The organism is Catenulispora pinisilvae (assembly GCF_015356865.1).
Lineage (GTDB): Bacteria > Actinomycetota > Actinomycetes > Streptomycetales > Catenulisporaceae > Catenulispora > Catenulispora pinisilvae.
The window spans coordinates 1-26,174 of sequence record NZ_JAAFZA010000001.1 but is presented as its reverse complement, the minus strand read 5'-3'; the positions used below and the strand labels follow the sequence as shown (position 1 = coordinate 26,174).

Sequence of the window (26,174 nt, the reverse complement as noted above, 5' to 3'; positions counted from 1 at the left end):
GCGCTACCCCCGCAGGTCCACCAGCACCGGCGGCGTCCGGAACCCCTCGGCCGTGGACAGCGACACCAGCGCGTGCCCGGTCGGGATCTCGTTGATGATCTCCGACGGCGACCACACGTAGCGCTCCACCGGCCGGGTCGCCACCGAGCGCTGCTGGGTCACCGACGAGCCCCCGGTCAGCGCCAGCAGCTGGCCCGGGCGCCGGGCGGTGCGGACCCGGCCCATCGACTTCACGCTGCGCCCGCGCTCCGGCGGCCCGGTGATGGTGCCGCTGCGGGTGGTGTTCTCCTGGCCGGTGGTCACCGTGGTCTCGGCCACCCACTGCTTGCCCCAGAAATCGGCGATGTAGGCCGCGTCCTGCGGGTCGATCCCGGCGAACACCGCCTTGCAGCCGGTGTTCGCGAAGACCGTGGCCCGCAGGTCCTCGGGGAACTCGCGCATCGACTGGGCCAGCAGGATCAGGCCGGCGTTGGCCGCGCGGGCCCGTTGCAGGCCCTGGACCACGTACTCGTCGACGAAGCGGCCGGCGTCGTCGACGATCAGGCCCTTGAAGACCGAGCGGTCGACGTCCGGCGCCGACACGGTCTGCACGAACTGCGAGACCGCCAGCCGGGCCAGGATCCGCGCGGCCTGCGGATAGGCGGCCTCCGGCAGGGCGATCCGGACCCGCATCGGCCGGTCGATCTGCCGCATCGAGAACTTCTGCTCCGACCGGCCGTCGAACAGCTCGACCAGCGCCGGCCGGTCCAGCAGCCGCAGCCGCTCCACCAGCAGCCGCGGGCCGCCCTCGATCAGCTCGGCGATCAGTTCCTTGAGCGTCGGGTAGCGGCCCTCCCGCTCGCGGAACCAACTGAGCGCGGCGTCCAGCCCGTTGTGCGCGGCCGCGTCGGCCTCCGGCTCGACGCCCGGCGGCAGCAGCGCGCCGGCCAGCCGGTCGGCGGCCTCGGCCGGGTTGCGCGCGCCGCCGTAGAGGTCGAAGCCCCACTGCGAGTCCGGGTCCAGCGGGTCGATGTCTACGTCGAAGAAGCCGGGCAGGCTGTAGTCGCCGTGCGGGTCGATGACCACGACCGAGGCCATGTTGGTCAGCGTCTGCAGGCCGAGCAGCTCCACGATCGGCCGGGCGAAGCTGCGGGTCTTGCCGCTGCCGGTGGGCCCTATCACCAGCAGCGAGGTGCGCAGGACCTCGGCGTCCAGGGCGAAGGTCTGGCCGGAGTGGGTCGCCGGGTTCTTCGCGGTGTCCGAGGCGACGCCGAGCCGCACCTGGCCGGTCATCAGGTCGTGCTCGCCGAGCCGGGCCGGCAGGTCGCGCTGGCCGGAGGGGTGCAGCCAGGCGTGCGGGCCGGAGTCCTCGATCTCGGCGGCCGCCAGCGCCAGCCGGCCCTGGTCGCCGCGGGCCTGCCGGATCACCCGGACCATGCGGACGTAGTCGACGTCGGTGAGCTCGCCGTGGTCGGCGGCGACGTCCAGCCGGCTGGCGGCCGCGACGTGCCCGGCCTCGCGCAGGTCGACCCACATGTCCGGCTTCGGTGGCGGGGGGACGACGCGTTTCTTGGCCAGCCCGGCCCGCCCGGCCAGGCCGACCACCCGGTCGCCGTGCTGCGCCCACAGCACCCGGCCCACCGGCAGCCAGCCCCCGGCCCAGCCGCAGGCGCCGAGCAGCGCGATCAGGTAGACCAGCCACACCGCGGCGCCGCTCAGGCCGATCGAGGTGAGGATGATCGACGCCGGCACCGCCAGCACCACGCCGGCCAGCGGCGCGTAGAGCAGGTATCGCAGGGCTCGTTGGCGGGACTCGCGACTGACCCGCACCGCGGCCGCCGCCTCCGGGTCGCGGCCGTAGGCGAACACCCCCGGCACGTCCACCAACCGGGGCCCGTGCACCCAGGACTGCACGTCAGGCCGGGTGCGCTCGGTCCATCTGGTTCCGGTCCAGTAGCGCACCTGCGGCTCCCCGGAGGGGTCGGCGTACCAGCCGGGCGGCAGCGGGCCGGGGCCCTGGCCTTCAGTCGTCACACGTTCTGTGTATCAGAACTACGACGCGGCGAAAGGGACGTCCGTGGCGCGCACATCCGCCGCGGGCGCCCCACTCGCCAATTCGGCTCAACCCCGCCCCCGCACCCGCCACCGCGTCCTGTGCCGGGCCGTCACGGCGCGCTTAGGCTGCGAGGGAACCGCGCGACTAATCCCCCACCAGGAGGCAGAGGGCCCATGACCGAGCTCAAGCAGGAACGGCGTCTCGTCACCGAGATCCCGGGCCCCAAGTCCCGCGAACTGTTCGAGCGCCGCAACAAGGTGGTCGCGCGCGGCATCTCCACGACCCTGCCGGTGTTCATCACCGACGCCGACCGCGCGGTGCTTCAGGACGCCGACGGGAACCAGCTGCTCGACTTCGGCTCCGGCATCGCGGTGACCTCGGTCGGGCACGCCGACTCCAACGTCGTGCGCCGGGCCTCCGAGCAGCTGGCGAAGTTCACGCACACCTGCTTCATGGTCACCCCCTACGAGTCCTACGTGGCGGTCTGCGAGGCCCTGGCCGAGCTCACCCCCGGCGACTTCGAGAAGCGCTCGGCGCTGTTCAACTCCGGCGCCGAGGCCGTGGAGAACGCGGTCAAGATCGCCCGCGCGTACACCAAGCGCCAGGCGGTCGTCGTCTTCGACCACGGCTACCACGGCCGGACCAACCTCACGATGGCGCTGACCGCCAAGGTCGCCCCCTACAAGGACGGCTTCGGCCCGTTCGCCCCCGAGGTCTACCGGGTCCCGATGGCCTACCCCTTCCGCTGGCCCACCGGCCCGGACAACGCCGCGGCCGAGGCCCTGGAGCAGACCAAGATCCTGATCGAGAAGCAGGTCGGCGCGCACAACGTGGCCGCGGTGCTGATCGAGCCGATCCAGGGCGAGGGCGGCTTCATCGTCCCGCCGGAGGGCTTCCTGCCCGGCCTTTCCGCCTGGTGCCGGGAGAAGGGCATCGTCTTCATCGCCGACGAGATCCAGTCCGGCTTCTGCCGCACCGGCGACTGGTTCGCGGTCGACCACGAGGGCGTGGTCCCGGACCTGATCACCACCGCCAAGGGCATCGCCGGCGGCCTGCCGCTGGCCGCGGTCACCGGCCGCGCCGAGATCATGGACGCCGCCGGCCCCGGTGGCCTGGGCGGCACCTACGGCGGCAACCCGGTGGCCTGCGAGGGCGCGCTCGGCGCCATCCAGACGATGCGCGAGCAGGACCTGCCGGCCAAGGCCCGCAAGATCGAGACCCAGATGGTGGGCCGGCTCACCAAGCTGGCCGCCGCCGACCCCCGCATCGGCGAGGTCCGCGGCCGCGGCGCGATGATCGCGGTCGAACTGGTCCAGCCCGGCACCAAGGAGCCGGACGCCGCCCTGGCCGCCGCGGTGGCGAAGAAGTGCCACAGTGACGGCGTCGTGATCCTGACCTGCGGCACGTTCGGCAACGTGCTGCGGTTCCTGCCCTCGCTGGTGATGAGCGAGGAGCTGCTGGACGAGGGCCTGACGGTGATCGAGGGGGCTTTCGCCGCGGTCTGAGAACAACAGCTTGTCGCTTCACTACGGCCGGTACGGGATCTTCCGTACCGGCCGCTCCTGCTCTATCCGCCGACTCACTGCCCCTGGCGGACCACCCAGCGCGCGATGCCCGATTCGCGGGGTTACGGTCGCGGTGTCCCGCTGCGCGATGAGGGAGCCCTGCGATGCCCGACCCCGACCCCGGTTCCCGGTCCCGGCTCGCGCCGGTGCGGGAAGACGTGTGGCTGGCGACGACGCCGGACGGCGTGGAGCTGTTCCTGCGGGAATGGACGCCCACGGTGGAGGTCGAGCGGGGCGCGATCCTGCTGGTCCACGGCCTCGGCGAGCACAGCGGCCGCTACCGGCACCTGGCCGGGTTCCTGACCGAGGCCGGGTATCGGGTGCGGGCCTACGACCACGCGGGGTTCGGTCGCTCCGGCGGCCGGCGCGGGCACATCCGGCGTCCGCTGGCCCTGCTCGACGATCTGTCGACGGTGTTCGAGGACTTCGATGCCGCGGTACGTCTGGACGATCCCGGCGCGCCGCCGCCGCTGGTGCTGGGGCACAGCATGGGCGGCTGCGTCGTGGCGCGGGCGCTGAGCGGCGGCGTGGTGCACCCGACGGCGGCGGTACTGGCGTCACCGGCGGTCGGACAGCGTGCGGCGGGGGTGCAGAACGCGGCGCTGCGCTTGGCGGAGTTCCTGCCGCACCGCCTCACCGTCCCGAACGGCCTGCCGAAGAGCGCGCTGTCGCACGACCCGGCGACCGCGGCGGCGATGCGCGAGGACCCGTTCTGCCACGACCGCATCTCGGCGGCGCTGGCCCACTTCGTCTTCGACGAGGGCGAACGCGCGGTCGCCGACGCGGGTCGCGTCCCCTGCCCGGTACTGCTGCTGATCGCGGGCGGCGACCGGGTGATCGACCCGGCCGGCGAACGCCGCCTGGCCGCGGCGCTCCCGGCCGCGACCACCCGCGTCGAGGAGTTCCCGGGGGCGTACCACGAGCTGTTCAACGAGGCGGAGCCGACGCGGGCGTTCGCGCTGGACGCACTGCGGGGCTGGTTGGAGGGGCTGAAGTGAGTGTGAGAGAGACGGAGGCAAGCTGGTGAGGGTTCTGATGGCGACCGCGGGCGCGGTGCTGGTGGCGACGGCTATAGCGGGCGCGGGCTCCATATCCACGGCAGCGGCGACAACAGCGACAACGGCCACTCCCCTAGCGACCACGCGCACAACACCGGCCCCGACCATAGAGAAGCCGGCGAACCCCACGGTCCGACCCAACCCGGCCACCCCCGGCACCCAGGTCTGGGTCTACGACGCCAACGAATGCACCGCCCCCAACGGCACCGCGACCTCCCAAGCCCTCGCCGCCCCGATCAACCTGGCCCCCCTGTCCAACATGACCGGCGGAGGCGGCACCCTCCGCGAAGGCCTGGCAGCGGGCACCTACACGATCACCCTCCACTGCGGCAGCACCCTGACCGCCACCGTCCACGTCAGCACCGCCCGCCGCGCCACACTCACCCCCGCCGGCGCCGCGGCCACCGGCGACGGCTCCGCCGAAGACCACCTCGGCGTGGGCGACGCAGCCGTGGGCAGCGCGTTCCTCCTGGGCGGCCTTGCCTTCGGCACCGCCTCCTTCATCCGCCGCCGCCGAGCGGGCGCCCGCGGATGAACGACCCGACGGTAGTCGGCATCCCGATCGGCGGCGCGGTCGGCGGCGCGGTCGGCGGCGCGGTCGCAGAGCCCCGAAGGACGGGGCCGGAGCCAGCACCAGGGCCGGGGCCTGCTGCTTCAGCAGCGCCGGCCAGCCAGGGGTTTGACCTGCGCGATACCCAGCAGACCGGGGCAACCGAGCAACCAACCAGCGAGCCACAGGCCGCGCGCGACATCCGATCCGCAGGCACCACCAACCAGCCCGCCGGGCAGCAGAGCGCATTGCCCACCGAGAGCCAGCTCAAGGCGCCCCTCGCATCGCGCCCGATCTTCCATCCCATCGGCGAGCGTGTTCCCGAGGCCCCGGCCGGTGGTTCGCATCTTGAGGTCGGCGTGCGGGGCGGGTCGCGGGGCACACCGCCGCCGAAGGCTGAGCTCGCGGTGCCCGAGGTGCACCACCCGGGGCGGGCATTGGCATTCGCGTCGCTGGCGGCGGTCTTCGTCGGATCCGGGTTCCTCGTTCGCGCGCTGACTCTCTCCGATCCGGTGCCGCCGCCCTTGCCGCCGGCGTGGGCGAACCGTGCCGTCGGCGCTGTCGGGCACCGTGCCGCGCCCTTGGGCTACGCCCGGCCGACGCGCGTCACCGTGACTCGGGTGGGCATTCATGCCAATGTCCTCGCGCTGGGTCTGGCACAAGACGGCGAGATCGGGGTGCCGCCGGCCAAGGAGCCGCTGATGGCCGCTTGGTACGACCGGGGACCTGCGCCGGGGCAGACTGGCCCCGCTGTCATCACCGGGCACGTCGATTCGCGGTTCGCGCCGGGGAATCGGGCCGCGTTCTATGAGCTCGGGGCGGTGCGGCCCGGGGACGATGTCGATGTGGCGCGGGCGGATCAGCGGGTCGCAGAGTTTCGGGTCGACTCGGTCGCGCTGGTGCCGAAGACCGGTTTCCCGACGCGCGAGGTCTACGGCCCCACCGGCTACGCCGCCCTGCGGCTGATCACCTGCGGTGGCCGCTACGACCGCCGGACCGGTTACGCCGACAACGTCATCGTCTACGCGCACCTGGTCGGCTCGCACTGAGCGGCCCTCGGCTCCCGAAATGCGGCTCGCAGCGGCCCGGCATAGCGTCGGACCCATCGACTTGTCGCCCAGGAAGGGACCGACATGGCATCGCCGTCGGAGAGTGCGACGACCGCGTCCAACGCCGCGAAACAGGCTGCGGAGGATGACGGATACGGCCCGCGGGCGGCCCACGAGTGGATGATCCTCGGGGTGGTGAGCCTGGCGCAGCTGATGGTGGTCCTGGACGCGACCGTGGTGACCATCGCGCTCCCCTCGGCCCAACGCGACCTGGGCTTCAACAACGGCTCACGGCAGTGGATCGTCACCGCCTACGCCCTGGCCTTCGGCTCGCTCCTGTTGGTCGGCGGGCGCTTCGCCGACCTGTTCGGCCGACGCACCGCGCTGGTCGGCGGCCTGGTCGGCTTCGCGCTGGCCTCGGCGCTGGCCGGCATCGCACCGAACGTCGGGGTCCTGATCGGCGGACGCGCACTCCAGGGCCTGTTCGGCGCGCTGCTCGCGCCAGCCGCCCTGAGCGCCCTGACCACCACCTTCACCCGCCCGGCCGAGCGGAACAGGGCCTTCGCGGTCTACGGCGCGGTAGCCGGCGCCGGCGGCGCGATCGGGCTACTGCTCGGCGGCCTGCTCACGGAGTACCTGAACTGGCGCTGGACGCTGTTCATCAACCTGGTGATCGCGGCCGTGGCGCTGCTCGGCGCACTGGCCTACGTCCCGAACCACCGCCCCGAGGGCCGTCCGACACTGGACCTCCCAGGCACCGTACTAGCCTGTACAGGATTGTTCTTGCTGGTCTTCGGCGTCTCCCGGGCCGAGGAGAAGGGCTGGAGCTCGCCGCAATCCTGGCTAAGCCTGCTCCTCGGCTGCATCCTGCTCGTCACCTTCGCCTGGTGGCAGACCCGCGCCCCACACCCGCTGCTCCCACTGCGCGTCCCGGGCGAGCGCAACCGCGGCGCGTCCTATATCGGCATGTTCGTCACCGGCGCCGGCATGTTCGGCGTCTTCCTCTTCCTGACCTACTACCTCCAGGTGATCCTCGGATACTCGCCGGTCAAGACCGGCCTGGCGTTCCTCCCGATGATCGCCACACTGATGGTGGCCGCACAGATCGCGACAATCGGGCTGCTGCCAAGAATCGGTCCCCGACCAGTGGTCCCCGTCGGCATGCTCTGCGGCCTGATCGGCATGCTCTGGCTGACCCGCCTGGACCTGCACAGCTCCTACGCCCCACACGTCCTACCCCCACTCCTGGTCCTCGGCTTCGGCATGGGCCTGATCTTCGCCCCGGCAATGGCGATGGCCACCTACGGCGTACGCCCCGACGACGCCGGCGTCGCCTCCGCAATGGTCAACACCTGCCAGCAGGTCGGCGGCTCCATCGGCACCGCACTCCTGTCCACCCTGGCCGCCACAGCCGCGGCGAACTACGCCAAGGGCAAGACACCATCCGCGCTGGTGACGGCCCAAGCAAACCTGCACAGCTACGCCACCGCCTACCGCTGGTCCGCAGCGTTCTTCGCGGTCGGCATGGTCGTCTGCTTCCTGCTCTACAGATCGGGTGCGCCAAAGACAGATCCCGAAGAGCAGGGCGGCGGCGCCGTGCACATGTAGACCTCGCCCTGCTCAGCAAGGCCAGGACCGACGACGACGCCGGCGATCAATCCCCTGTGCCGCACGGCGGCGTACCAGTACTGTGCCGACAGTGACCGACGATGACGAACTCCTGCACGCCTATGACTCCGAGGTGCGAACCGCGAGCCCGAACGAGAGTCCCGGGTCCACGGTGGACCGGGACGGTCCGCTCTTCCGCCGCGCCGGCGCGGCCGGGAACGGCAATTTCGTCCTGTACCCACACCTTGGCGGCCTGCAAGGCGGCGAACTTCAGGCACTGATCGCGCGCCAGGTCGCGTTCTTCGCCGAGCGCGGCCAGGCGTTCGAGTGGAAGACGTACGGCCACGACGCCCCGCCCGAACTGCCGCACCTGCTGCTCGAGGCCGGGTTCACGGCACAGGAGCAGGAGACGGTGGTGATCGGCCGGGCCGCACCGCTGGCAGCGACACCGCGACCGCCGGACGGCGTGCGGCTGCGTGAGGTCACCGAACGGGCGGACCTGGAGAAGATCGACGAGCTGAACCTGGCGGCGTTCGGCGAGAAGTTCCCCGGCATGGTGGACTACCTGGCGAACGAGGTCGAGAAGGGGACGCTCGTCGTTCTGGCCGAGGCGGGCGACCAGGCGGTGTGTTCCGGCTGGCTGCGGTTCGGTCCCGGACGGTTCGCTTCCCTGTGGGGCGGCGGCACACGACCGGAGTGGCGCGGCAAGGGCGTCTACAAAGCCCTGGTGGCGCACCGAGCGCAGGTGGCGCTCGCCCGCGGATACGAATTCCTCCAGGTGGACTGTACGGAGGACTCCCGGCCCATTCTCGAGCGGCTCGGCATGAGTTCGGTGACGACGACCACTCCGTACATCTGGAAGCCGCCGGCGGAATAGCACATAGGCAGAGCGCGGCGGCCCGCCTATGCCAGGTCGTCACCCGGACGAACGTTGACTGATGCGGTAGTGGCTGCATATCAGGACCCTCAATTCGTGTCGCGTCGGGTGACGATCAACAGTGGCGCCGCAACGGAGATCGCCAAGTACAGCAGGCACACGCCCCACGCGGCCCCGGTACCCAGCACGTAGTCGTTCGCCAAGCGAGGCGCCGTACGTCCCGGCGTGGCCATCGCCTCCCCGACCTTGGTGAAGGTCAGGCGCACCGTGTCGGCCCGCAGCCGGTCTGGCAGCAACGCCGGGATCACACCCATCCCGACGAAGACGACGCCGACGAAGGTCGCGACGGCCGCGGTTGTCCGGCGTAACAGCACCCCGACACAGAATCCGAACATCCCGATGAAGGCCATGTAGAAGCCGCATCCGAGTACTGATACCAGCAGGTCGTGGTTCGTCAGTGAGAAATGCATGCCCCGCCGCGCCAACAAGATCTCGGCTGTGAAGAACGCCGCGAACGAGACCACCTGCCCCGCGGCCACCAGCACCGCGAACAGCAGACCGGCCTTCGCCGTGATCACTATGCGTCGGCGCGGTACCGTCGCGAACGTGGTCCGGATCAGCCCGGTGGTGAACTCCGACGAGACGGCCAGCACCCCGAGCACGCCGAACGCCAGCTGCCCGAACACCGCTCCCTGCAAGGCGTCGGTCGGCTCCAGGTCCCCGGCCTTGGCGACCAGCGCATAGGTCGCCGCGAGCCCGATCGTCCCGGCCGCGGCCACGTAGAGCGCGAACCAGGTCGAGCGCACGCTCCACAGCTTGATCCACTCCGACCTGATCATGCCGGCACCCCCCGATACTCGACCGCGGCATCGGTCAGCCGCAGATAGGCGTCCTCTAGCGAGGTCGCATGCCGCGCTACCTCCAGCACCAGCACTCCGGCCTGGTGCGCCAACCGAGCCACGGCATCCCCCGACAGGCCGTCCACCCGTATGGTGTCCACACCTTCCGGCGTCACCTGTCCCCCGGCCGCGGCCAGGACTGTGATCAGTCGACCGGGATCAGCCGTGCGCACGCTCAGGAATCCGTCGCTGTACCGCTCGATCAGCTCGCGTGCCGGGATGTCCGCGATCAACCGTCCCCGCCCGATCACCACCAGGTGGTCAGCGGTGTTCTCCATCTCGCTCATCAGGTGGCTGGAGACGAACACCGTGCGCCCCTCGGCGGCCAACCCCTTCATCAGGTCCCTGATCCACCGGACGCCCTCCGGGTCCAGCCCGTTGACCGGCTCGTCGAGCAACAGGATTCCCGGATCGCCGAGCAGCGCGGTCGCGATCCCCAGCCGCTGCCGCATGCCCAGGCTGAACTCGCCGGCCCGGCGCCCGGCCACGTCGGTCAGGCCGACCCGGGCCAGCACCTCGTCCACCCGGCGGGCCGGGAGCCTGCCGGCCGCGGCCACCGCGCGCAGGTGCTGCCGGGCACTGCGGCCGGGGTGCACTCCCCCGGCGTCGAGCAGCATGCCGACGTGGGTCAGCGGCCGTTCCAGCACGGCGTAGGGCCGGCCGTCGACCCGGATCCGGCCGGCGGTCGGCAGGTCCAGGCCGAGGACGGCGCGCATCGTGGTGGACTTCCCCGAGCCGTTCGGCCCGAGGAAGCCGGTCACCCGGCCCGGAAACACGCTGAACGTCAGGTCACGCACGGCGTATCGGTCGCCGTAGCGTTTGCTCAGGTCCTCGATTTCGATCATGTCTTTACGATCGCAAAGAGCTGGTGGGGTGCGCATCGGAGCAGGGTCCGGTCTCGTGTCTCCTACCCCGGTATGGTTTTCCCGGTTTCCGTTGATCACCGCACGTCCACGGGCTTACCGTCGGCTCATGGCCGACCTCGCGGCGCGCCCCGCGCCTCCGCCGAGCCGGACGCCCGAAGGCGCCCGGCTCCTCGCGCGGATGCGGCCGTGGCACTGGGTGGCGCTGGACACGGTGGTGGTGCTGCTGATCCTGATACCGGTCGGCCGGCCCCGCCCGGCCACATCCGGCCCGGCCCATCAGAACCCGTGGTTGTCGCTGCTGGTCCTCGGCGTCACGCTGGCATTCCTGGCCCGCCGCCGCTTCCCGCTGGCCGTCTGGCTGCTGCTCACCGCCGCGACCGTCACCCTGGCCTCCTCCGCGCCGCCCTACAACGCCTACGGGCCGTTCGCGATGATGTTCGCGCTCTACACGGTCGCGACCTCCTGCTCCGGCCGCGTCGTCACGCTGGCCTCCGCCGGGGTCCTGGCGGCGGCCCTGGCGATCCTGTCCGGCCTGCACTACCCGCCGTCGGTCACGGTGCTCAGCGCGGTCACGATCGGCGTCGGACCGGCCCTGACCGGCTACGTCGTCCGCCAGCAGCGGCAGCACCGGGAAGCGATGGCCGCCGAGCACACCGCCAAGATCGAGGCCGAAGTCACCTCCCGGATGGCCCAGGAACGACTGCGGATCGCCCGGGAACTGCACGACGTCGTCGCGCACGCGCTCAGCCTGATCACCGTGCAGGCCGGGGTCGCCGTGTTCCGCGAACACGAAGCCGATCAGATGCGCACAACGTTGACGGCGATCGAGGAGACCGGCCGGACAGCCATGATCGACATGCGGCGACTGCTCGGAGTGCTGCGCAGCAAACCGCCCGCGGCCTCGGACGCTGACGAGGCATCGTCGCCAGACCGGGCGCCGGTGCCGGATCTCGTCGACATCGGCACCCTCATCTCCCAGGCCACACAAGCCGGATTGCGGATCAGCCTCCGGGAGGAGGGCGAGCGCCGAACCATCCCCGCGGCGGTCGGCCTGGCCGTGTATCGGATCGTGCAGGAGTCCCTGACCAACATCCTGCGCCACGCGCGAACCACCTCCGGCTCGGTGCTCCTGCGCTTCGAGCCGCACGAGGTGGCGGTCACCGTCGCCAATCCCCCACCGCCGGACAGCCTGCCGCCCGCGCCCGCGGGCCCGCCCGGCCACGGCCTGCGCGGCATGGCCGAGCGCACCGAACTGTTCGGCGGCACGTTCTCGGCCGGATCCGCGGCCGACGGCGGATTCGTGGTGGCGGCGAGGTTCCCGGTATGAGCCGCATCCTGCTCGCCGACGACCAGGCCCTGCTCCGGGCATCGCTGCGGGCCCTGGTCAACGGCTACGACGGCTGCGAGGTCGTCGGCGAGGCCGCGGACGGCGCGCAGGCCGTGCGGCTGGCCGCCCGGCTGCGTCCGGACCTGGTCCTGATGGACGTCCGGATGCCAGTGCTGGACGGGATCGAGGCCACCCGCCGGATCACCGCGGCCGCCGAGGGCATCAGGGTATTGATCTTGACCACGTTCGACCTCGACGAGTACGTCTACGAGGGCCTGCTCGCCGGGGCCAGCGGCTTCCTGCTCAAGGACTCGCCGCCGGCCGACCTGATCAAGGCGATCGAGGTGATCCGCGGCGGCGAGGCGCTGCTGACCCCGGCCGCGACCCGGCGGCTGATCACGGAATTCGTCCGGGGACGCACCGCACCGAACCGCACGACGACGATGCCGGACGCCGAGCTCGACGGCCTGACTGCTCGCGAACTGGAAGTCCTGATCCTCGTCGCACAAGGGCTGTCCAACACCGAGATCTGCGCGAAACTCTTCGTCTCGATGTCCACGGTCAAGACCCACATGTCGGCGCTGCTGGCGAAGCTCGAGGCGAGGGATCGGGCCCAGCTGGTCATCCGGGCCTACGAGGGCGGCGCCGTGCGGGCCGGTTAAGAGAGCGCCCGCACCACGCCACCGCCGCCGAAACCGCCTACAACCCGCCGGCCACGCGCAGCACCGCGCCGGTGGCATAGCTGGCGTCGTCACTGAGCAGCCACGCGATCGCCGCCGCGATCTCGTCCGGCTCCCCGGCACGGCCGAGCGGGAGCAGCGCGCCGCGCCGCTCCGCGCGCTCCGCGTCGCCCATATCGGCGTGGATGCGGGTCCGGACGAGACCGGCCTGGACCGAGTTCACCCTGATGCCGTCCGGCCCGAGTTCCTTCGACAGCCCCACGGTGAACGAGTCGATGGCGGCCTTGGCCCCGGCGTAGTGCACATAGTCGTTCGGCGAACCGAGCGTCGCGGCGCCGGAGGAGACGTTGACGATCGCACCGCCGCCGCGAGCGGCCATCTCCATGGCCGCCCGCCGGCAGCACAGCAGGTAGCCGACCACGTTCACGTCGACCACCCGCCGGATGTCGGCCGGATCGGCGTCGACCAGGCGGGTCAGCGGGCCGGTCACGCCGGCGTTGTTGACCAGCCCGGTCAGCCCGCCGAGTTCGCCGATCGCGGTGTCGAAGAGCCGGTCCACGTCGGCCTCGTCGGTGGTGTCCATCTTGACCGCGACGCAGTTCCGGCCGAGCTCGCGGACCTCGTCCGCGGTCGCCTTCGCCGCGCTGTCGTCGCTGAGGTAGCTGAAGGCGATGTCGTGGCCGTCGCCGGCCAGGCGCAGCACGGTGGCGCGGCCGATGCCCCGGCCGCCGCCGGTGATGATGGTGACGCGTTCCATAGCTGGCACGGTAGCCGGTTCGGTATGCGAAAGTGGGCGGTGATGAGTGACGTGCGGATCGAGGTCGCCGACCAGGACCAGCAGGCCGGCCGCCGGTGGGAGTCGCTGCGGCGGCCGCGGGCCCGGATCCCGCTGATCCTGCTCGGCGTCTTCCTGGTGCTGTGGATCCTGGTGCTGGCCAGGCCGACCTTCCTGACCTCCTTCGATGTCTGGGCCCGCGACCACATCCAGAACGTCTCGCACGCGACGGACGGCAAGCACCGCTGGCCGGTGTTCAAGGCCATCGCCGACCTCGGCGGCGGCGTCACCGTCCCCGGCATCCCCTTCCAGATCCAGGTGCCGATGACGGGGCTGGCGGTGGTCGGCCTCGGTGCGGCGGCGGTCACGCGCAGCTGGCGACCGGTCCTCGCGATGGCGGCCGGCTACGCGGCGCTGCTGATCGTCCTGGTCCTGAAGGCGATCGGCGACCGGCCGGGCCCCAGCATGGCCGGCAACGCGCTGTCCGGCGGCCTCGGCTACTTCCCGTCCGGCCACACCGGCAACACGATGCTGGGATACGGCACCGCGGCGCTGATCCTGGCCTACGTGTTCACCGGGCACCGAGCGCGCATCGCGATCGCCACCGCGATGACCCTGTGGGCGCTGGCCGTGGGCTTCTCGCTGGTGTGGATGGACTACCACTGGGTGTCGGACGTGCTGGGGTCATACGCATTGTGCGGCGCCGCGTTGTTCGGCGTGGCTCGAGTCCTTGGGTTTCGGGCGAGCGGGCCTGAAACAAGCGCGCCCGAAGCAGGCTGAACCAAGCACACCCGAAAACGAGCGCGCCCGAAAGCGCCTACCCGAAGTCGCCTAGCTGAAGACCAGAGCGAGCGCCTGCGCCACGGTCTGCGCACGAATCGCTTCGCGGTCGCCTTCCAGCCGCAGCTCCCTGGCGATCGGACCCGCGGGACCGTCATAGCCGATGTAGACCAGCCCGACCGGTTTGCCGTCCTGTTCGGTGGGACCGGCCACACCGGTCGTGGCCAGGCCGATGGTCGCCCCGAGCAGTCGTCGGACGCCGGCGGCCATCTGCCGCGCCACCTCGGGATCCACCGCGCCGGCCCGGGCCAGCAGGTCGGCGTCCACGCCGAGCACCGAGGCCTTGATCTCAGTGGCGTACGCGGTCACCGAGCCGCGGAACACCGCCGAAGCACCCGGCACCGAGGTGATCGCGGCGGCTACCAACCCGCCGGTCAGGGATTCGGCGACCGCGACGGTGTGCCCGCGGGCCGTCCCGTCCAGGACCACCTTGCGCGCGAGTTCCGCGATCCGGCCCGCGGTATCGGTATCGGTATCGGTACCGCTGTCGGTGTCGACGCCGTCGTCAGCCATCGCGCTTCTGCCCGCTCACCCGCAGCCGCACCGCCCGGGCGACGTAGTCCGCACCGGTCGCCACGGTCAGCACCAGTGCGGCGGCCATCGTCACCACGCTGACCCAGTGCCACCAGGTAGCCGAGGTCGGGATCAGGTAGAAGAGGATCGCAAAGCCCTGTAGGAAGGTCTTCAGTTTGCCGCCCTGGCTGGCCGCGATCACGCCGTACTTCAGCACCCAGAAGCGGAGCAGCGTGATGCCCAGCTCGCGAGCCAGTATCACGGTCGTGACCCACCAGTTCAGCTCGCCGAGCGCGCTGAGGATCACCAGGGCGGTGCCCATCAGGGCCTTGTCGGCGATCGGGTCGGCGATCTTGCCGAAGTCGGTGACCAGGTTGCGGGCCCGGGCGACCTTGCCGTCCAGGGTGTCGGTGATGTTGGCGACCACGAACACCGCGCAGGCCATACCGCGCCAGGCGGCCGAGCGGCCGTGGTCGTGGGCGAGCAGGAAGCCGAAGAACGGCACCAGCAGCAGCCGGACCATTGTCAGGATGTTGGCCATATTCCACAGACCCGCCGGGGACGCCTCAAGCGTCAGCGGGTCTGGGAGGGCGGGCTTCACCCGACCAAGCTTAGGGGAGTGATCGCCACCGCGTGCAGATCCACCCCCTCACTACCCACCACCTTCGCCGGCACGATCACGCCGGGGACGAGTTCGACCGTGGGCACACCCGGCTCCAGGGCCGGCACCAGCATGACCGAGCCGTCGACCTCCGGGCCCTGGAACGCCGCGCGGCCCTCGGCCACACCGTCGTGCGCCACGGATTCCACGAGCACGTCGATGCGCTCGCCGATCCGGTCCTCGGCGCGCTGCGCGGTCAGCTCCTCGGCCACGCTGGTCAGGTGCGCGACCCGCTCGCCGATCTCGTCCTCGTCCAGCTTGTCCTCGTAGCCGGCGGCCTCGGTGCCGTCCTCGTCGGAGTACCCGAACACGCCGATCGCGTCCAGCCGGGCCTGGGCGAGGAAGGTCTCCAGCTCCTCGAAGTCCGCCGCGGTCTCGCCCGGGAAGCCGACGATGAAGTTGGAGCGGACACCGGCGTGCGGGACCCGGGTGCGGATGGTCTCCAGCAGCTCCAGGAACGACTCGGTCCCGCCGAACCGGCGCATCCGGCGCAGCAGGCCGGGGGCCGAGTGCTGGAAGGAGAGGTCGAAGTAGGGCACGACGCCCGCGGTCGAGGACATCACGTCGATCAGCGTCGGGCGCATCTCGGCCGGCTGGAGGTAGCTGACCCGGAGCCAGTCCACGCCGTCGATGCCGGCCAGCTCGGGCAGCAATGTCTCAAGGAGCTTGAGGTCGCCGAGGTCCTTGCCGTAGGAAGTGGAGTTCTCCGAGACCAGGACCAGCTCGCGCACGCCCTGCCCGGCCAGCCAGCGGGCCTCGTCGAGGATGTCGTGCGGGCGGCGGGACAGGTAGGAGCCGCGGAAGGCCGGGATCGCGCAGAACGAGCAGCGACGGTCGCAGCCGGAGGCCAGCTTGAGCGGGGCCGAGGGGCCGTTGTCGAGGCGGCGGCGCAGGACCCGGCGGGTCGGCGGGGCGACCGGGGACAGGGTCGGGTCGTCGGGGCGCTCGGCGGCGGCGGTCGCCGAACCCGCCGCGGCCTCGCCGAAACGGGCATCGGCATCGGAAGCGACGTCGAGGTCACCGTGCCCGGGCACCGCCACACCGCCCTTGGCCGCCTGCCGGTCCACCGGCGTCAGCGGCAGCAGCGTGCGGCGGTCGCGAGGGACGTGCGAGACCGGCCGCTCGCCGTGCAGGATCGAGGTCAGCCGCGAGCTGATGTCCTGGTAGTCGTCGAAGCCCAGGACCGCGTCGGCCTCCGGCAGTGCCTCGGCGAGCTGCTGGCCGTAGCGCTCGGCCAGGCAGCCGACGGCGACGACCGCCTTCGGACCGGCTCCCTCGTCCTTGGCGTCGGCGGCCGCGATCAGCGTGTCGATCGAGTCCTTCTTGGCGGCCTCGACGAACCCGCAGGTGTTGACCACCGCGATGTCCGCCCCGTTCGGGTCCTCGACCAGGTCCCAGCCGTCGGCGGCGAGCCGGCCGGCCAGTTCCTCGGAGTCCACGTCGTTACGGGCGCAGCCCAGCGTGACCAGGGCCACGGTGCGGCGCGGGGACGCTGAGGGAGTCGCTGGGGACACGGTGCCGGACATGGCCACCAGGCTACAGCGCGCGAAATAGTTGGCCAGACACAACTGTTGTGTGCTTACAATGGTTATGTAGACACAATCTTTTCTTGGGGAGGCACCGTGCCCGAGAGCGCGAACAGCCGTCGTTATCTCATCCTGGCGATCTGCTGCATGAGCTTGTTCATCGTCGGCATCGACAACACCGCTGTGAACGTGGCCCTGCCCTCGATCCAGCGAGATCTGAAGGCCCCGGTCTCCGGGCTGCAATGGACCATCGACGCGTACACGCTCACCCTGGCCTCGGGGCTGATCCTGGCCGGTTCGCTCGGCGACCGGTTCGGCCGGCGCAAGGTGTTCATGTCCGGGACCTCGCTGTTCGTCGTCGGCTCCGCGCTGTGCGCGCTGGCCCCGAACCTCGGGGCGCTGGTCGGGGCCCGGGCCCTGCAGGGCGTCGGCGGCGCGATGATGAACCCGGTCGCGATGTCGATCATCACCAACGTCTTCACCGACGCCAAGGACCGGGCCAAGGCGATAGGCCTGTGGTCGGCGGCCTTCGGGGTGAGCATGGCGCTCGGCCCGGTGGTCGGCGGCCTGCTGCTGAGCGCCTTCAGCTGGCGGTCCATCTTCTGGGTGAACGTGCCGGTCGGAGTGGCGGCCGTGGTCCTGACCCGGGCCTTCGTGCCGGAGTCCAAGGCGCCGACGGCCCGCCGTTTCGACCCGGTCGGGCAGTGGCTGGGCATCGTGTTCCTGGCCGGCATCACCTACGCGATCATCGAGGCGCCGCGCGCCGGTTGGCTCTCGGCCCAGACCGTCGTGGTGTTCCTCGTGGCGATCGCGGCCGCGGCCGGGTTCGTGGCCTACGAACTGCGCCGCGAGCAGCCGCTGATCGACCCCCGGTTCTTCGGGAGCCTGCCGTTCTCCGGCGCCACGTTGATGGCGGTCTCCGGGTTCCTGGCACTGGGCGGATTCCTGTTCATGAACACCCTGTATCTCCAGGACGCGCTCGGGTACAGCGCGCTGAAGGCCGGTCTGCTCACCCTGCCGATCGCCGTGGCCAGCATCATCGCCGGACCGCGCTCGGGCCGGTGGGTGGCCAACCACGGACCGCGGGTGCCGCTGATCGCCGCCGGCCTGCTGCTGGCTCTCAGCGCCCTGATGCTGACCGGGCTCACGGCCACCACGCCCTTGGCACTGCTGCTCGCCTCCTACGCCGTCCTGGGCCTGGGCTTCGGCGTCCTGAACCCGCCGATCACCAACACCGCGGTGTCCGGCATGCCGCGGACCCAGGCCGGGGTCGCCGCGGCGGTGGCCTCCACCAGCCGCCAGGTCGGGCAGACACTCGGCGTGGCGATCATCGGTTCCGTGGTCGTGGCCCGGGCCACCGGTCCGGCCCGCACCGGGCTGCCGGCCGCCAGCCACGCGGGCTGGTGGCTGCTGTTCGGCTGCGGCCTCACAGTGTTCGTACTAGGTATGCTCACGACCGGTAAGCGCGCGGCTGCGACGGCCGAGCGCACCGCGGCCCGGCTGACCGAGCCGGCCGAGCCGACCACCGACAACGGGATCCCCGCACTCCGATGAACGACTACCCGAGCCACGATGCGTACCGTGCGCACGCCGCGATGCAGAACCTGGTGCTCCGGCAGCGCGATCTCCGCAGTGCCGTGGAGCGGGCGACCGGCGTCAGCTTCGGCCGGTCGCGCGCGCTGCGGCGACTGGTCCACGGGCCGCTGCGGATGAGCGAACTGGCGGCCCGCCTGGGCTGGGACAAGCCCTACACCACCACCGTGGTCGACGACCTGGAGGAGCGCGGCCTGGTGACTCGCAACGTCGCCCCCGACGACCGGCGCGCGAAGATGGTCGAGCTGACGCCCGAGGGGCACGCCGTCGCGGTGGCCGCGATCAGGATCCTCGCCGAGCCGGCCCCCGGGCTCTCCCGGCTGAACGCCGAGGAGCTGGCGGTGGTCGCGGAACTGCTGGAGAAGGCTTCCGCCGAGACTGAGTGCTGAGGGACTGAGCACTGAAGGACTGAGTGCTGAAGCCGCGGTCCGCCCTCAGACCGCGTCAGGTCGCCGACTGCGCCACGACCGTGATGAAGGACGCGGTCGCGAAGAACGTGTCGGTCGTGAGGTGTTCGAGCCAGCCGTCGGCTTCCTCCAGGGTGAGGAAACCGGCGGCTGCCGCGCGTTCGGTGTTGCGGCGCAGGCCGAGGATGGTCTCGGCGGTGTCGAAGTCGGTGAGGACCACGGCCTCGTTCCGAACGGCGCGCACGGAGAATCCGGCGTGGGCGGCGAGGCGAGGGAGCTGCCGCCCGATGGCCCGAACGCGGTGGAGGCGTTCGGCGACATAGCTGGTGAAGGCGCGGCTGACAGCCAGATCGGGGTGGTCGATCGCGAGTGTGTCCCAGTCCGGCTCGGCGAGCGTGAGCAGGCTGCCGGGACGCAGCACGCGGTGGATCTCGCCCAGCACGGCCGCGGGATCGGCGACGTGCATCAGGACGCGATCGGCCCGGGCCCGGTCGATGCTGTGAGTCTGGAACGGGAGTTGGTGGGCGTCGGCATGGCGCACGTCGACGGTCGGCCGGTCGGCCATGCGTTCTTGAGCGGTCGCCACCATCTGCGGATCCTGGTCGATACCGAAGACCGCGCCGGTCGGCCCGGCCGCGTCGGCCAACGCCGCGAGGTCGGTACCGGGCCCACAGCCGACGTCCAACACCTGGTGCCCCGGCTCGACAGCGAGGGCGGTGAGCAGATAGCGCTTGTAGGAACGGGCGGCATCGGTGGCCGCGACGGCGTCGAGGTAGGACGCCGGGGCCGAGCTGGTGACGGAGTTGGTCATGGCCCCATCGAAGCAGCGGGCTGCGGGGCGCTGGTGGAGATGCGGTGGGGGTTATGTGCGGGTGCGGCGGCGACCGTCACGGCCGCCGCCACACCCGCACGAGCCTCAGCCGTTGACCGCACCCGTCGGGTTCAGCGTGAAGTGCACGACCTCGCCGGTCCCGCCGGCCGAGCCCAGGTCCTTGCCGTTCAGCGTCATGTGCACGGCCGCCGCGTTACCGAGGGTCACGCCGAGCTGCTTGGGGTCCTGGAAGTTCTGGGTGCTGCCGGCCGGCAGCAGGTTGTCGAACAGGATCCGACCGTCAGGGCCGGTCACGGCCAGCCAGCTGTCCGAGCCGACCGCGGCGATCCGGACCGCGACGCCCTTCGGCACGGGCGGCGCCACCGGGGGTGCGGGCTTGACCGCGACGGGCTTCGGGGCCGGGGCGGCGGGCGCCGCGGCCGCGGCCGGCTTCCCACTGCCGCCACCGCCGTCGATCAGCTGCACGCCCGCGAACACCACCAGGCCGAGGAGCGCCACCAGCATCGCGGCGGTCCAGTTCGCCGACTTCGGGTGCCGCTCGATCTTGCCCGGGTCGTCCTTGCGGTGCTGGTGCGGCGGACGGATCGAGCCGGAGCCCTTGCCGGCGGTGACGACACCCGCGTCCTTGCCCGCGTTACCGGCGCCGGCGCCGACACCGCCACCCTTGCCGGCCGCACCCACGCCCGCACCCGCGACGCCCAGCGCCGCGCCCTCGGCCGCCGGCCGGATCACCCGGCTGGAAGCACGCCCGGCGAACCGCGCCGCGTTGTCCCGCGCGGCGCTGGTCGGCACGGCGTTGGACGCCGGCGAGGCCGAGCGCTTGTCCGACCGCGCCCCCTTGTCGTCAGCAGAGGCGACCTGGGCACCGGACGCCTTGCCCGGCTCCGGCCGCTGCACCACCCGCGACCGGCCGCGCACCGGCAGGTCGGTCGGCACGAACGGCGGGTGCTCGGCCAGCAGCGGCTCCGGGTCGATGCCCACGACCTTCGCGATGGCCCGCACGTGGCCGCGGGCATAGACGTCGCCGCCGCAGTGCACGAACTCGCCGGACTCGATCTCCCGCAGCATGCCCGGCCGGATCCGGGTGGCCGCCACGACTTCCTCGATGGACAACCCGGCGTGCTGCCGCGCCAGCGCCAGCCGACGGCCGACGATCTGGGAGTCGGTCAGATCGGTCGGGTCGACCGCGAGCGGGTCGACGGGCTTGGCCGCCGGGGCCTTGTCGGGATCGGGGACCGACCCCGGTTCCGAGGCGGCGGCCGGTACCGAGGGCGTCACCGGGGATGCCGGCGCCGCCGAGGTCGCCGGCGGTGCCGGAACCGACGCGGCCACCGCCGCGTCCGTCCCGGGCTCGGTGGCCGTCGCCTGCTCGGCGGCGACCTCGGTGACGGTGTCGGTGTCGGTGCGCGCCGCAGTCCGCGCACCGACACCGATGCCCCCGGCTACCCCGCCGCCGGCCACCTCATCCCCGACGAAGCGTCCGCCGCGCAGCGCGTCCGCCTCGTCGAGCCCGACGCCCACGCCGTCCCGCTCGTCCTCAGCCCGCTGACCGCCCATGCGACACCGCCTCGATTCACCTGACCCGTAAGCCCGCCGGACCTCCCGCCGCGCACGCCCCCGCACAGACGGCTATGCCCCGGATAAAGCGAGTTGAGGCGAACCACGACCGGGATTCGCCCATATGTCGTATTGATAGGGCGTGCGGGTCGGTTCTGATCGACTTGTCGATAAACAATGTCAGGCAACGTCGCACAGCGTCAGCCAACGACGAAAGGCGCCGCAGCCGTCCCACATGGAACGCGCCGCGACGCCTCGCAGAAATGAACGGCCCGCCTAGTCCGCCCCGGCCTCAGCCCTTATCGAGTCCAGCACGCCTTGCAGATCGTCCGCCCGCACCAACACGTCGCGCGCCTTGGCCCCCTCCGAGGGCCCGACCACGTTCCGGGTCTCCAGCAGGTCCATCAGCCGCCCGGCCTTCGCGAAGCCGACCCGCAGCTTGCGTTGCAGCATCGACGTCGACCCGAACTGCGTGGACACCACCAGCTCCGCGGCTTGCAGCAGCAGGTCCAGGTCGTCGCCGATCTCCTCCTCGACCACCTTCTTCGACCCCGCCTGGCCGGTGACGTCCTCCCGGTACAGCGGCGTGAGCTGGTCGGTGCAGAACTTCACGACCGCCGCGATCTCGGTCTCCGACACGTACGCGCCCTGCAACCGCTGCGCCTTCGAGGCGCCCATCGGCAGGAACAGCGCGTCGCCCTGGCCGACCAGCTTCTCCGCGCCCGGCTGGTCCAAGATCACGCGGGAGTCGGCCAGCGAGGAGGTGGCGAAGGCCAGCCGGGACGGCACGTTCGCCTTGATCAGCCCGGTCACCACGTCCACCGACGGCCGCTGGGTGGCCAGCACCAGGTGGATGCCGGCGGCCCGGGCCAGCTGGGTGATGCGGACGATCGAGTCCTCGACGTCGCGCGGGGCCACCATCATCAGGTCGGCGAGCTCGTCGACGATCACCAGCAGGTAGGGGTAGGGCTGGTAGACGCGCTCGGAGCCCGGCAGCGGCTTGAGCTTGCCGGCCCGGACCGCGGCGTTGAAGTCGTCGACGTGCCGGAAGCCGGAGTCGGCCAGGTCGTCGTAGCGCAGGTCCATCTCGCGCACCACCCATTGCAGCGCCTCGGCCGCCTTCTTCGGGTTGGTGATGATCGGGGTGATCAGGTGCGGGATGCCCTCGTAGCTGGTCAGCTCGACCCGCTTGGGGTCCACCAGGATCAGCCGGACCTGGTCCGGGGTGGCGCGCAGCAGGATCGAGACGATCAGGGTGTTGATGCAGGTGGACTTGCCGGCGCCGGTCGCGCCGGCCACCAGCATGTGCGGCATCCGGGTCAGGTTGGCCACGATGTGCCGGCCCTCGACGTCCTTGCCCAGCGCCACCATCATCGGGTGGGCCTCGCCGGTGGCCTCCACCGAGCGCAGCACGTCGCCGAGCGCCACGTTCTCCCGGTCGGTGTTCGGGATCTCGATGCCGATCGCGGACTTGCCGGGGATCGGGGACAGGATCCGCACGTCCGCCGAGGCGACCGCGTAGGCGATGTTCCTGGACAGCGCGGTGATCCGCTCGACCTTCACCGCGGGGCCGAGTTCGACCTCGTAGCGGGTGACCGTCGGGCCGCGGGTGAAGCCGACCACCTTGGCGTCGACATTGAACTGCTTGAACACCTCGGCCAGCGCCGCCACCACCGCGTCGTTGGCCTTGGAGCGGGTCTTCGGCGGCGCCCCGACGCCCAGTATGTCCGGCGGCGGCAGTTTGTACTCCGCGTCCGGGTCGGCCGTGGCCGCGTAGAGCTCCATCGCGGCCTGGACCGCGTCCTTGGGCGAGCCGGACGCCGCCGAGGCCGACGCCCCCGCCTTCTTGCCGCCGGCCTTGCGGCTGCGCGGGACCGAGACCGGGATCGGCACTTTGGTGTCGTCCTCGTCGACCGGCACGAACTCCGGCGCCTCGGCGTCGGTCCCGGCGTCGGTCCCGGCGGCCTTGTCCAGCATCGGGATGAAGATCGTCGGCTCGTTCTGGATCGCCTGCTGCAACCGTTGGTTGCGCTCGGCGTTGTCGGAAGGGTCGTCCTCTTCGGGGAGTATCCCGTACGGGTCGTCCTCCTCGACGGCCGACGCGTCCGGGTCCTCGCGCTCACCGAAGATCATCCAGTGCAGGAAGCCGCCGGCGTGCCCGCGCCCGGCCCGGATCCGCTCGGGGATCCGGTAGACCGGCGTGGCGGTGATGACCAGGACACCGAACAGCAGCAGGAGGAACAGCAGCGGCACCGCGACGAACGAGGACACCGTCGAGACCAGCGGCGCCGAGATCGCGTAGCCGATCCAGCCGCCGGCGTTGCGCATCGCCGTGGCGCCGTTCGAGGGGTGCGGCAGGTGGCCGGCGATGTGGATCAGGCCGACCGCGGCGACGGTGAAGGCCCCCCAGCCGATGGACATCCGGTTGGTGTCGGCGGACTCCTCCGGCCGTCGGATCACCCGCACCGCCAAACCGAAGACCAGCAGCGGCGTGAACGCGCCGACCCGGCCGAAGCCGCCGGCCACCAGCGCGACGATGGCCTGCGGCACCGCGCCGGGGAAGCCGTGCCACAGCGCCGCGGCCATCACTATCCCGAGACCGATCAGGGCGAAACCGACGCCGTCGCGCCGGTGGTCCGGGTGCAGCGACTTGGCCCCTTGGGAGGCCCGCTGCGAGGCGCGGCCGGCGCCCCGGCGCGAGCCGGAGGCGATTTTGCCGATGCCCTTCTCCAGCGGCCCGGCGTTGCGGGCGGCGCGAGCGCGGGGGTTCTTGGGCCCGGGTGCGGCCGAAGCGGTGTCGGCGGCGGCCGCCTTGCCTCGCCCCTTCCTCGCGGTGGCGCCCTTGGCCGCCCCCGACGATCCGGCCGTGCCCTTCGAGCCGGATTTGGACGCGGATGTGGCTGCCGTTGCCTTGCTGTTCTTGGAGGGCGTACGGGTGGCCATGATGACCAGGCTACCGGTGTTGTCCCACCGGTATCGCCCGCCACACGCAAGTCGGGCCGGGGTGCGGCCCCGGACGCCGATTCCCGTCCCGGCGGCCGTTCAGGCTAAAGTAGTGCGGTCGGCCCCTTGTGGGTGGCGTTTACGCGCCCGCGTATCCGCCCCCGCCAGCGCGGGTCGATACCCCATTCATCAGCTGGTTCGTCCGCGTCTGCTCGACGCGCCGGGACTATCGAGGAGGGCCGTCGTGGCCGGTGCCAAGAAGGAAAGCAAGACAGCGCGCGCATCCGTGCGAGCCGGTGCCGGTGGTGCCGGCGGCGCGCGCGTCTTCGGTGACATGAAGCGGTTCACGCCGCTGGGCGGTGGCTTCTGCTACTTCGCCGCCAGCGACGGCAAGAACCTGCACCTGAAGGTGGACTCCGAGGAACTGCTCGGCCTGCTGTCCGCCGCCGAGGGCTCGGACCGCGCGAAGATCAACGCCGAGGTGGCCGAGCTGGCCGCCAAGTTCGGCACGAAGGTCCCGGCGTGGAAGGCCCTGTCGGAGAAGCTGACCGCCGGCGAGCTCGCCGAGGCCGCCGCCTGAACCGACTCGTAACCGGTTCCGCGTTTCGCAACGCGCTTCACGGGCCCCTGACCCCACCGGGTCGGGGGCCCGCGGCGTATCATCCGAGGCGGACAGGCGACAGACCTGTCAGGGTGCTGCCAAATCCAACACCGCACGGCCGGCGGCGGACGGCGGTCGCGGCCAGGAGGGGGTGAGGCGGCATGGTCGGCATCCCCATGACCAACGCCGACCTGGCCCGCGTCGGCTTCGAGACCTCACCGCTGGTGAACCTGGTCCGCGGTCTGGACCAGCTGGGCTCCACCCGCCCCATGAGATCGGCGCACCGGCGCTGGCTGGCCGGCGCGCTGCGCCAGATCCCCGAGCGCTGCCGGCCGCTGATGGAGCTGCTGAACGCGATCCCCAACTACGCCCCGGCCTTCCTGATACCGGACCTGCCCCCGAGCGGCCGGCTGCACCGGGGTGTGGAGGAGGAACTGGACGCCCTGCGCGCGGTCCGCGACACCGATCTGGCCCTGGACTTCACCATCTTCGACACCTGGGACCGCCGCCCCTCCCGGGCCTACGACGCCCTGCGCGACCGCGGCGAGCGCCTGATCCCGGTGCTGACCGACGCGATGCACGCGCTCTACACGGCCTGCCTGGCCGAGGACTGGCCGGACATCCGCCGCACCCTGGACGCCGACATCGGCCGCCGGGCCCGGCAGATGGCCGTCGACGGCCCCGGCGCGGTCCTGAACGACCTGCACCCCAAGCTGACCTGGGAGCCGGAGAAGCTGTCGCTGGCCGTCTCCAAGGTCCCGGACTGGCGCTACGACCTGCGCGGCGACGGGCTGACGTTCACGCCCTCGGTGTTCGGGCACTACGTCGGTTCGCTGATCGCCCCCGGACGACGCTCGATCATGGCCTATCCGGTCTCCGACCTGGACGCCGCGGCCGCCCTCAGCGGGGACGAGTCCCCGCACGACGGCCTGGCCGCGCTCATCGGCCGGGCCCGCGCCGCCGCGCTGCGCGCCATCGGCGACGTTCCGACCACCGGCGAGCTGGCCGTGCTGCTGGGGGTCAAGGCCCCCACCGCGTCGGCGCACGCCGCGGCGCTGCGCTCCGCCGGGCTGGTCGTCACCGAGCGGACCGGACGCAGTGTCCGGCACCGGCTGACCGGCCTGGGCGCGGAGCTGATCGCCGCGAACCGCCGCTAGCCCCTCCGCGCGGCCCAGTACTTCACAGAACTTCGCCCTGCCGTCGCCACCGGCGACAGCAGGCCGATCAAATGGGATGTACCAAGGGGGTACGGCGAAGGTTTCGTATGGCCGGGACCACCCCGTCCGCCGGATGCGGACCAGCAGCTCGACATCGGAGGCCAGGGCGGCGATCAGCGCCACCGGCGTCTTCACGCCGACCCGCGACCCGAACACCATCGCCCGGAGCCTGGTCCTGCTCGAGGACGGCCTCNG

At 71.6% G+C, this 26,174-nt stretch carries 23 protein-coding genes; 13 read left to right on the top strand and 10 right to left on the bottom strand.

The window, feature by feature from the left end; all coding sequences use genetic code 11:
• Positions 1 to 3: 3 nt before the first annotated feature.
• Positions 4 to 2,013, bottom strand: coding sequence for a DUF2510 domain-containing protein (locus tag IZR01_RS00115; RefSeq protein ID WP_194891112.1), 2,010 nt, complete (start codon positions 2,011 to 2,013; stop codon positions 4 to 6).
• Positions 2,014 to 2,208: 195 nt separating this feature from the next.
• Here IZR01_RS00115 and gabT point away from each other — a divergent pair, with 195 nt between their 5' ends.
• From gabT to IZR01_RS52875, 6 genes are all read left to right on the top strand, one after another.
• Positions 2,209 to 3,540 carry a 4-aminobutyrate--2-oxoglutarate transaminase gene (gene gabT / locus IZR01_RS00110; RefSeq protein ID WP_194891113.1) on the top strand — a complete coding sequence of 444 codons (1,332 nt, stop codon included), beginning with the start codon at positions 2,209 to 2,211 and terminating at the stop codon, positions 3,538 to 3,540.
• A 164-nt stretch (positions 3,541 to 3,704) separates the two neighbouring features.
• Positions 3,705 to 4,598, top strand: coding sequence for an alpha/beta fold hydrolase (locus tag IZR01_RS00105; RefSeq protein WP_194891114.1), 894 nt, complete (start codon positions 3,705 to 3,707; stop codon positions 4,596 to 4,598).
• A 25-nt stretch (positions 4,599 to 4,623) separates the two neighbouring features.
• Positions 4,624 to 5,193 (top strand): hypothetical protein, encoded by a 570-nt coding sequence (locus tag IZR01_RS52015; RefSeq protein ID WP_194922444.1) that lies wholly within the window; start codon positions 4,624 to 4,626, stop codon positions 5,191 to 5,193.
• Positions 5,190 to 6,257 carry a class F sortase gene (locus tag IZR01_RS00095; protein ID WP_194922443.1) on the top strand — a complete coding sequence of 356 codons (1,068 nt, stop codon included), beginning with the start codon at positions 5,190 to 5,192 and terminating at the stop codon, positions 6,255 to 6,257. The genes IZR01_RS52015 and IZR01_RS00095 overlap by 4 nt, the downstream gene beginning before the upstream one ends.
• Before the next feature lie 84 nt (positions 6,258 to 6,341).
• Positions 6,342 to 7,865, top strand: coding sequence for an MFS transporter (locus IZR01_RS00090; RefSeq protein WP_194891118.1), 1,524 nt, complete (start codon positions 6,342 to 6,344; stop codon positions 7,863 to 7,865).
• Positions 7,866 to 7,956: 91 nt separating this feature from the next.
• Complete coding sequence (locus IZR01_RS52875) at positions 7,957 to 8,742, top strand: GNAT family N-acetyltransferase (RefSeq protein ID WP_194922442.1); 786 nt, start codon at positions 7,957 to 7,959, stop codon at positions 8,740 to 8,742.
• Positions 8,743 to 8,831: 89 nt separating this feature from the next.
• Here the strand turns inward: IZR01_RS52875 and IZR01_RS00080 are convergent, their stop codons facing one another.
• The gene (locus IZR01_RS00080) at positions 8,832 to 9,581 is read right to left on the bottom strand and encodes a hypothetical protein (RefSeq protein ID WP_194891120.1); all 750 of its coding nucleotides are present in this window, start codon (positions 9,579 to 9,581) and stop codon (positions 8,832 to 8,834) included.
• Positions 9,578 to 10,486 (bottom strand): ABC transporter ATP-binding protein, encoded by a 909-nt coding sequence (locus IZR01_RS00075; protein WP_194922441.1) that lies wholly within the window; start codon positions 10,484 to 10,486, stop codon positions 9,578 to 9,580. The genes IZR01_RS00080 and IZR01_RS00075 overlap by 4 nt, the downstream gene beginning before the upstream one ends.
• Before the next feature lie 127 nt (positions 10,487 to 10,613).
• Between IZR01_RS00075 and IZR01_RS00070 the strand changes: the two genes are divergently transcribed.
• Both IZR01_RS00070 and IZR01_RS00065 read left to right on the top strand, forming a co-directional pair.
• Positions 10,614 to 11,834: a sensor histidine kinase gene (locus IZR01_RS00070; RefSeq protein ID WP_194922440.1), complete on the top strand. Its 1,221-nt coding sequence runs from the start codon at positions 10,614 to 10,616 to the stop codon at positions 11,832 to 11,834.
• A complete protein-coding gene (locus tag IZR01_RS00065) occupies positions 11,831 to 12,496 on the top strand; it encodes a response regulator (protein ID WP_194922439.1) in 666 nt (221 codons plus the stop codon). Before IZR01_RS00070 ends, IZR01_RS00065 begins: the two co-directional genes overlap by 4 nt.
• 37 nt (positions 12,497 to 12,533) lie before the next feature.
• On the opposite strand, the gene IZR01_RS00060 is transcribed toward IZR01_RS00065, so the two are convergent.
• Positions 12,534 to 13,271 (bottom strand): SDR family oxidoreductase, encoded by a 738-nt coding sequence (locus tag IZR01_RS00060; RefSeq protein ID WP_194922438.1) that lies wholly within the window; start codon positions 13,269 to 13,271, stop codon positions 12,534 to 12,536.
• 42 nt (positions 13,272 to 13,313) lie between these two features.
• On the opposite strand from IZR01_RS00060, the gene IZR01_RS00055 reads away from it, so the two are divergent.
• Positions 13,314 to 14,069: a phosphatase PAP2 family protein gene (locus tag IZR01_RS00055; RefSeq protein ID WP_194922437.1), complete on the top strand. Its 756-nt coding sequence runs from the start codon at positions 13,314 to 13,316 to the stop codon at positions 14,067 to 14,069.
• A 51-nt stretch (positions 14,070 to 14,120) separates the two neighbouring features.
• On the opposite strand, the gene IZR01_RS00050 is transcribed toward IZR01_RS00055, so the two are convergent.
• From IZR01_RS00050 to rimO, 3 genes are read right to left on the bottom strand one after another with little or no spacing between them, the layout of a single operon-like run.
• The gene (locus tag IZR01_RS00050; RefSeq protein ID WP_438939605.1) at positions 14,121 to 14,579 is read right to left on the bottom strand and encodes a CinA family protein; all 459 of its coding nucleotides are present in this window, start codon (positions 14,577 to 14,579) and stop codon (positions 14,121 to 14,123) included.
• Positions 14,580 to 14,634: 55 nt separating this feature from the next.
• Positions 14,635 to 15,243: a CDP-diacylglycerol--glycerol-3-phosphate 3-phosphatidyltransferase gene (gene pgsA / locus IZR01_RS00045; protein ID WP_194891127.1), complete on the bottom strand. Its 609-nt coding sequence runs from the start codon at positions 15,241 to 15,243 to the stop codon at positions 14,635 to 14,637.
• Positions 15,240 to 16,829 (bottom strand): 30S ribosomal protein S12 methylthiotransferase RimO, encoded by a 1,590-nt coding sequence (gene rimO, locus IZR01_RS00040; protein WP_194922436.1) that lies wholly within the window; start codon positions 16,827 to 16,829, stop codon positions 15,240 to 15,242. Before rimO ends, pgsA begins: the two co-directional genes overlap by 4 nt.
• A 96-nt stretch (positions 16,830 to 16,925) precedes the next feature.
• On the opposite strand from rimO, the gene IZR01_RS00035 reads away from it, so the two are divergent.
• Together IZR01_RS00035 and IZR01_RS00030 are read left to right on the top strand one after the other, a co-directional pair.
• Complete coding sequence (locus IZR01_RS00035) at positions 16,926 to 18,383, top strand: MFS transporter (protein WP_323746038.1); 1,458 nt, start codon at positions 16,926 to 16,928, stop codon at positions 18,381 to 18,383.
• A complete protein-coding gene (locus IZR01_RS00030) occupies positions 18,380 to 18,811 on the top strand; it encodes a MarR family winged helix-turn-helix transcriptional regulator (protein WP_194891129.1) in 432 nt (143 codons plus the stop codon). Before IZR01_RS00035 ends, IZR01_RS00030 begins: the two co-directional genes overlap by 4 nt.
• Positions 18,812 to 18,866: 55 nt before the next feature.
• On the opposite strand, the gene IZR01_RS00025 is transcribed toward IZR01_RS00030, so the two are convergent.
• The 3 genes from IZR01_RS00025 to IZR01_RS00015 form a co-directional block, all read right to left on the bottom strand.
• Positions 18,867 to 19,640, bottom strand: a complete 774-nt coding sequence (locus IZR01_RS00025; RefSeq protein ID WP_194922435.1) for a methyltransferase domain-containing protein — start codon at positions 19,638 to 19,640, stop codon at positions 18,867 to 18,869.
• A 105-nt stretch (positions 19,641 to 19,745) separates the two neighbouring features.
• Entirely contained in the window at positions 19,746 to 21,218 is a 1,473-nt protein-coding gene (locus tag IZR01_RS00020) for a helix-turn-helix domain-containing protein (protein ID WP_194922434.1), read from the bottom strand.
• Between the two features lie 276 nt (positions 21,219 to 21,494).
• The gene (locus tag IZR01_RS00015) at positions 21,495 to 24,161 is read right to left on the bottom strand and encodes an FtsK/SpoIIIE family DNA translocase (protein WP_194922433.1); all 2,667 of its coding nucleotides are present in this window, start codon (positions 24,159 to 24,161) and stop codon (positions 21,495 to 21,497) included.
• Between the two features lie 244 nt (positions 24,162 to 24,405).
• On the opposite strand from IZR01_RS00015, the gene IZR01_RS00010 reads away from it, so the two are divergent.
• Both IZR01_RS00010 and IZR01_RS00005 read left to right on the top strand, forming a co-directional pair.
• Complete coding sequence (locus IZR01_RS00010; RefSeq protein WP_194899464.1) at positions 24,406 to 24,741, top strand: hypothetical protein; 336 nt, start codon at positions 24,406 to 24,408, stop codon at positions 24,739 to 24,741.
• 182 nt (positions 24,742 to 24,923) lie between these two features.
• A complete protein-coding gene (locus IZR01_RS00005; protein WP_194899463.1) occupies positions 24,924 to 25,919 on the top strand; it encodes a DUF5937 family protein in 996 nt (331 codons plus the stop codon).
• Positions 25,920 to 26,174 lie beyond the last annotated feature (255 nt).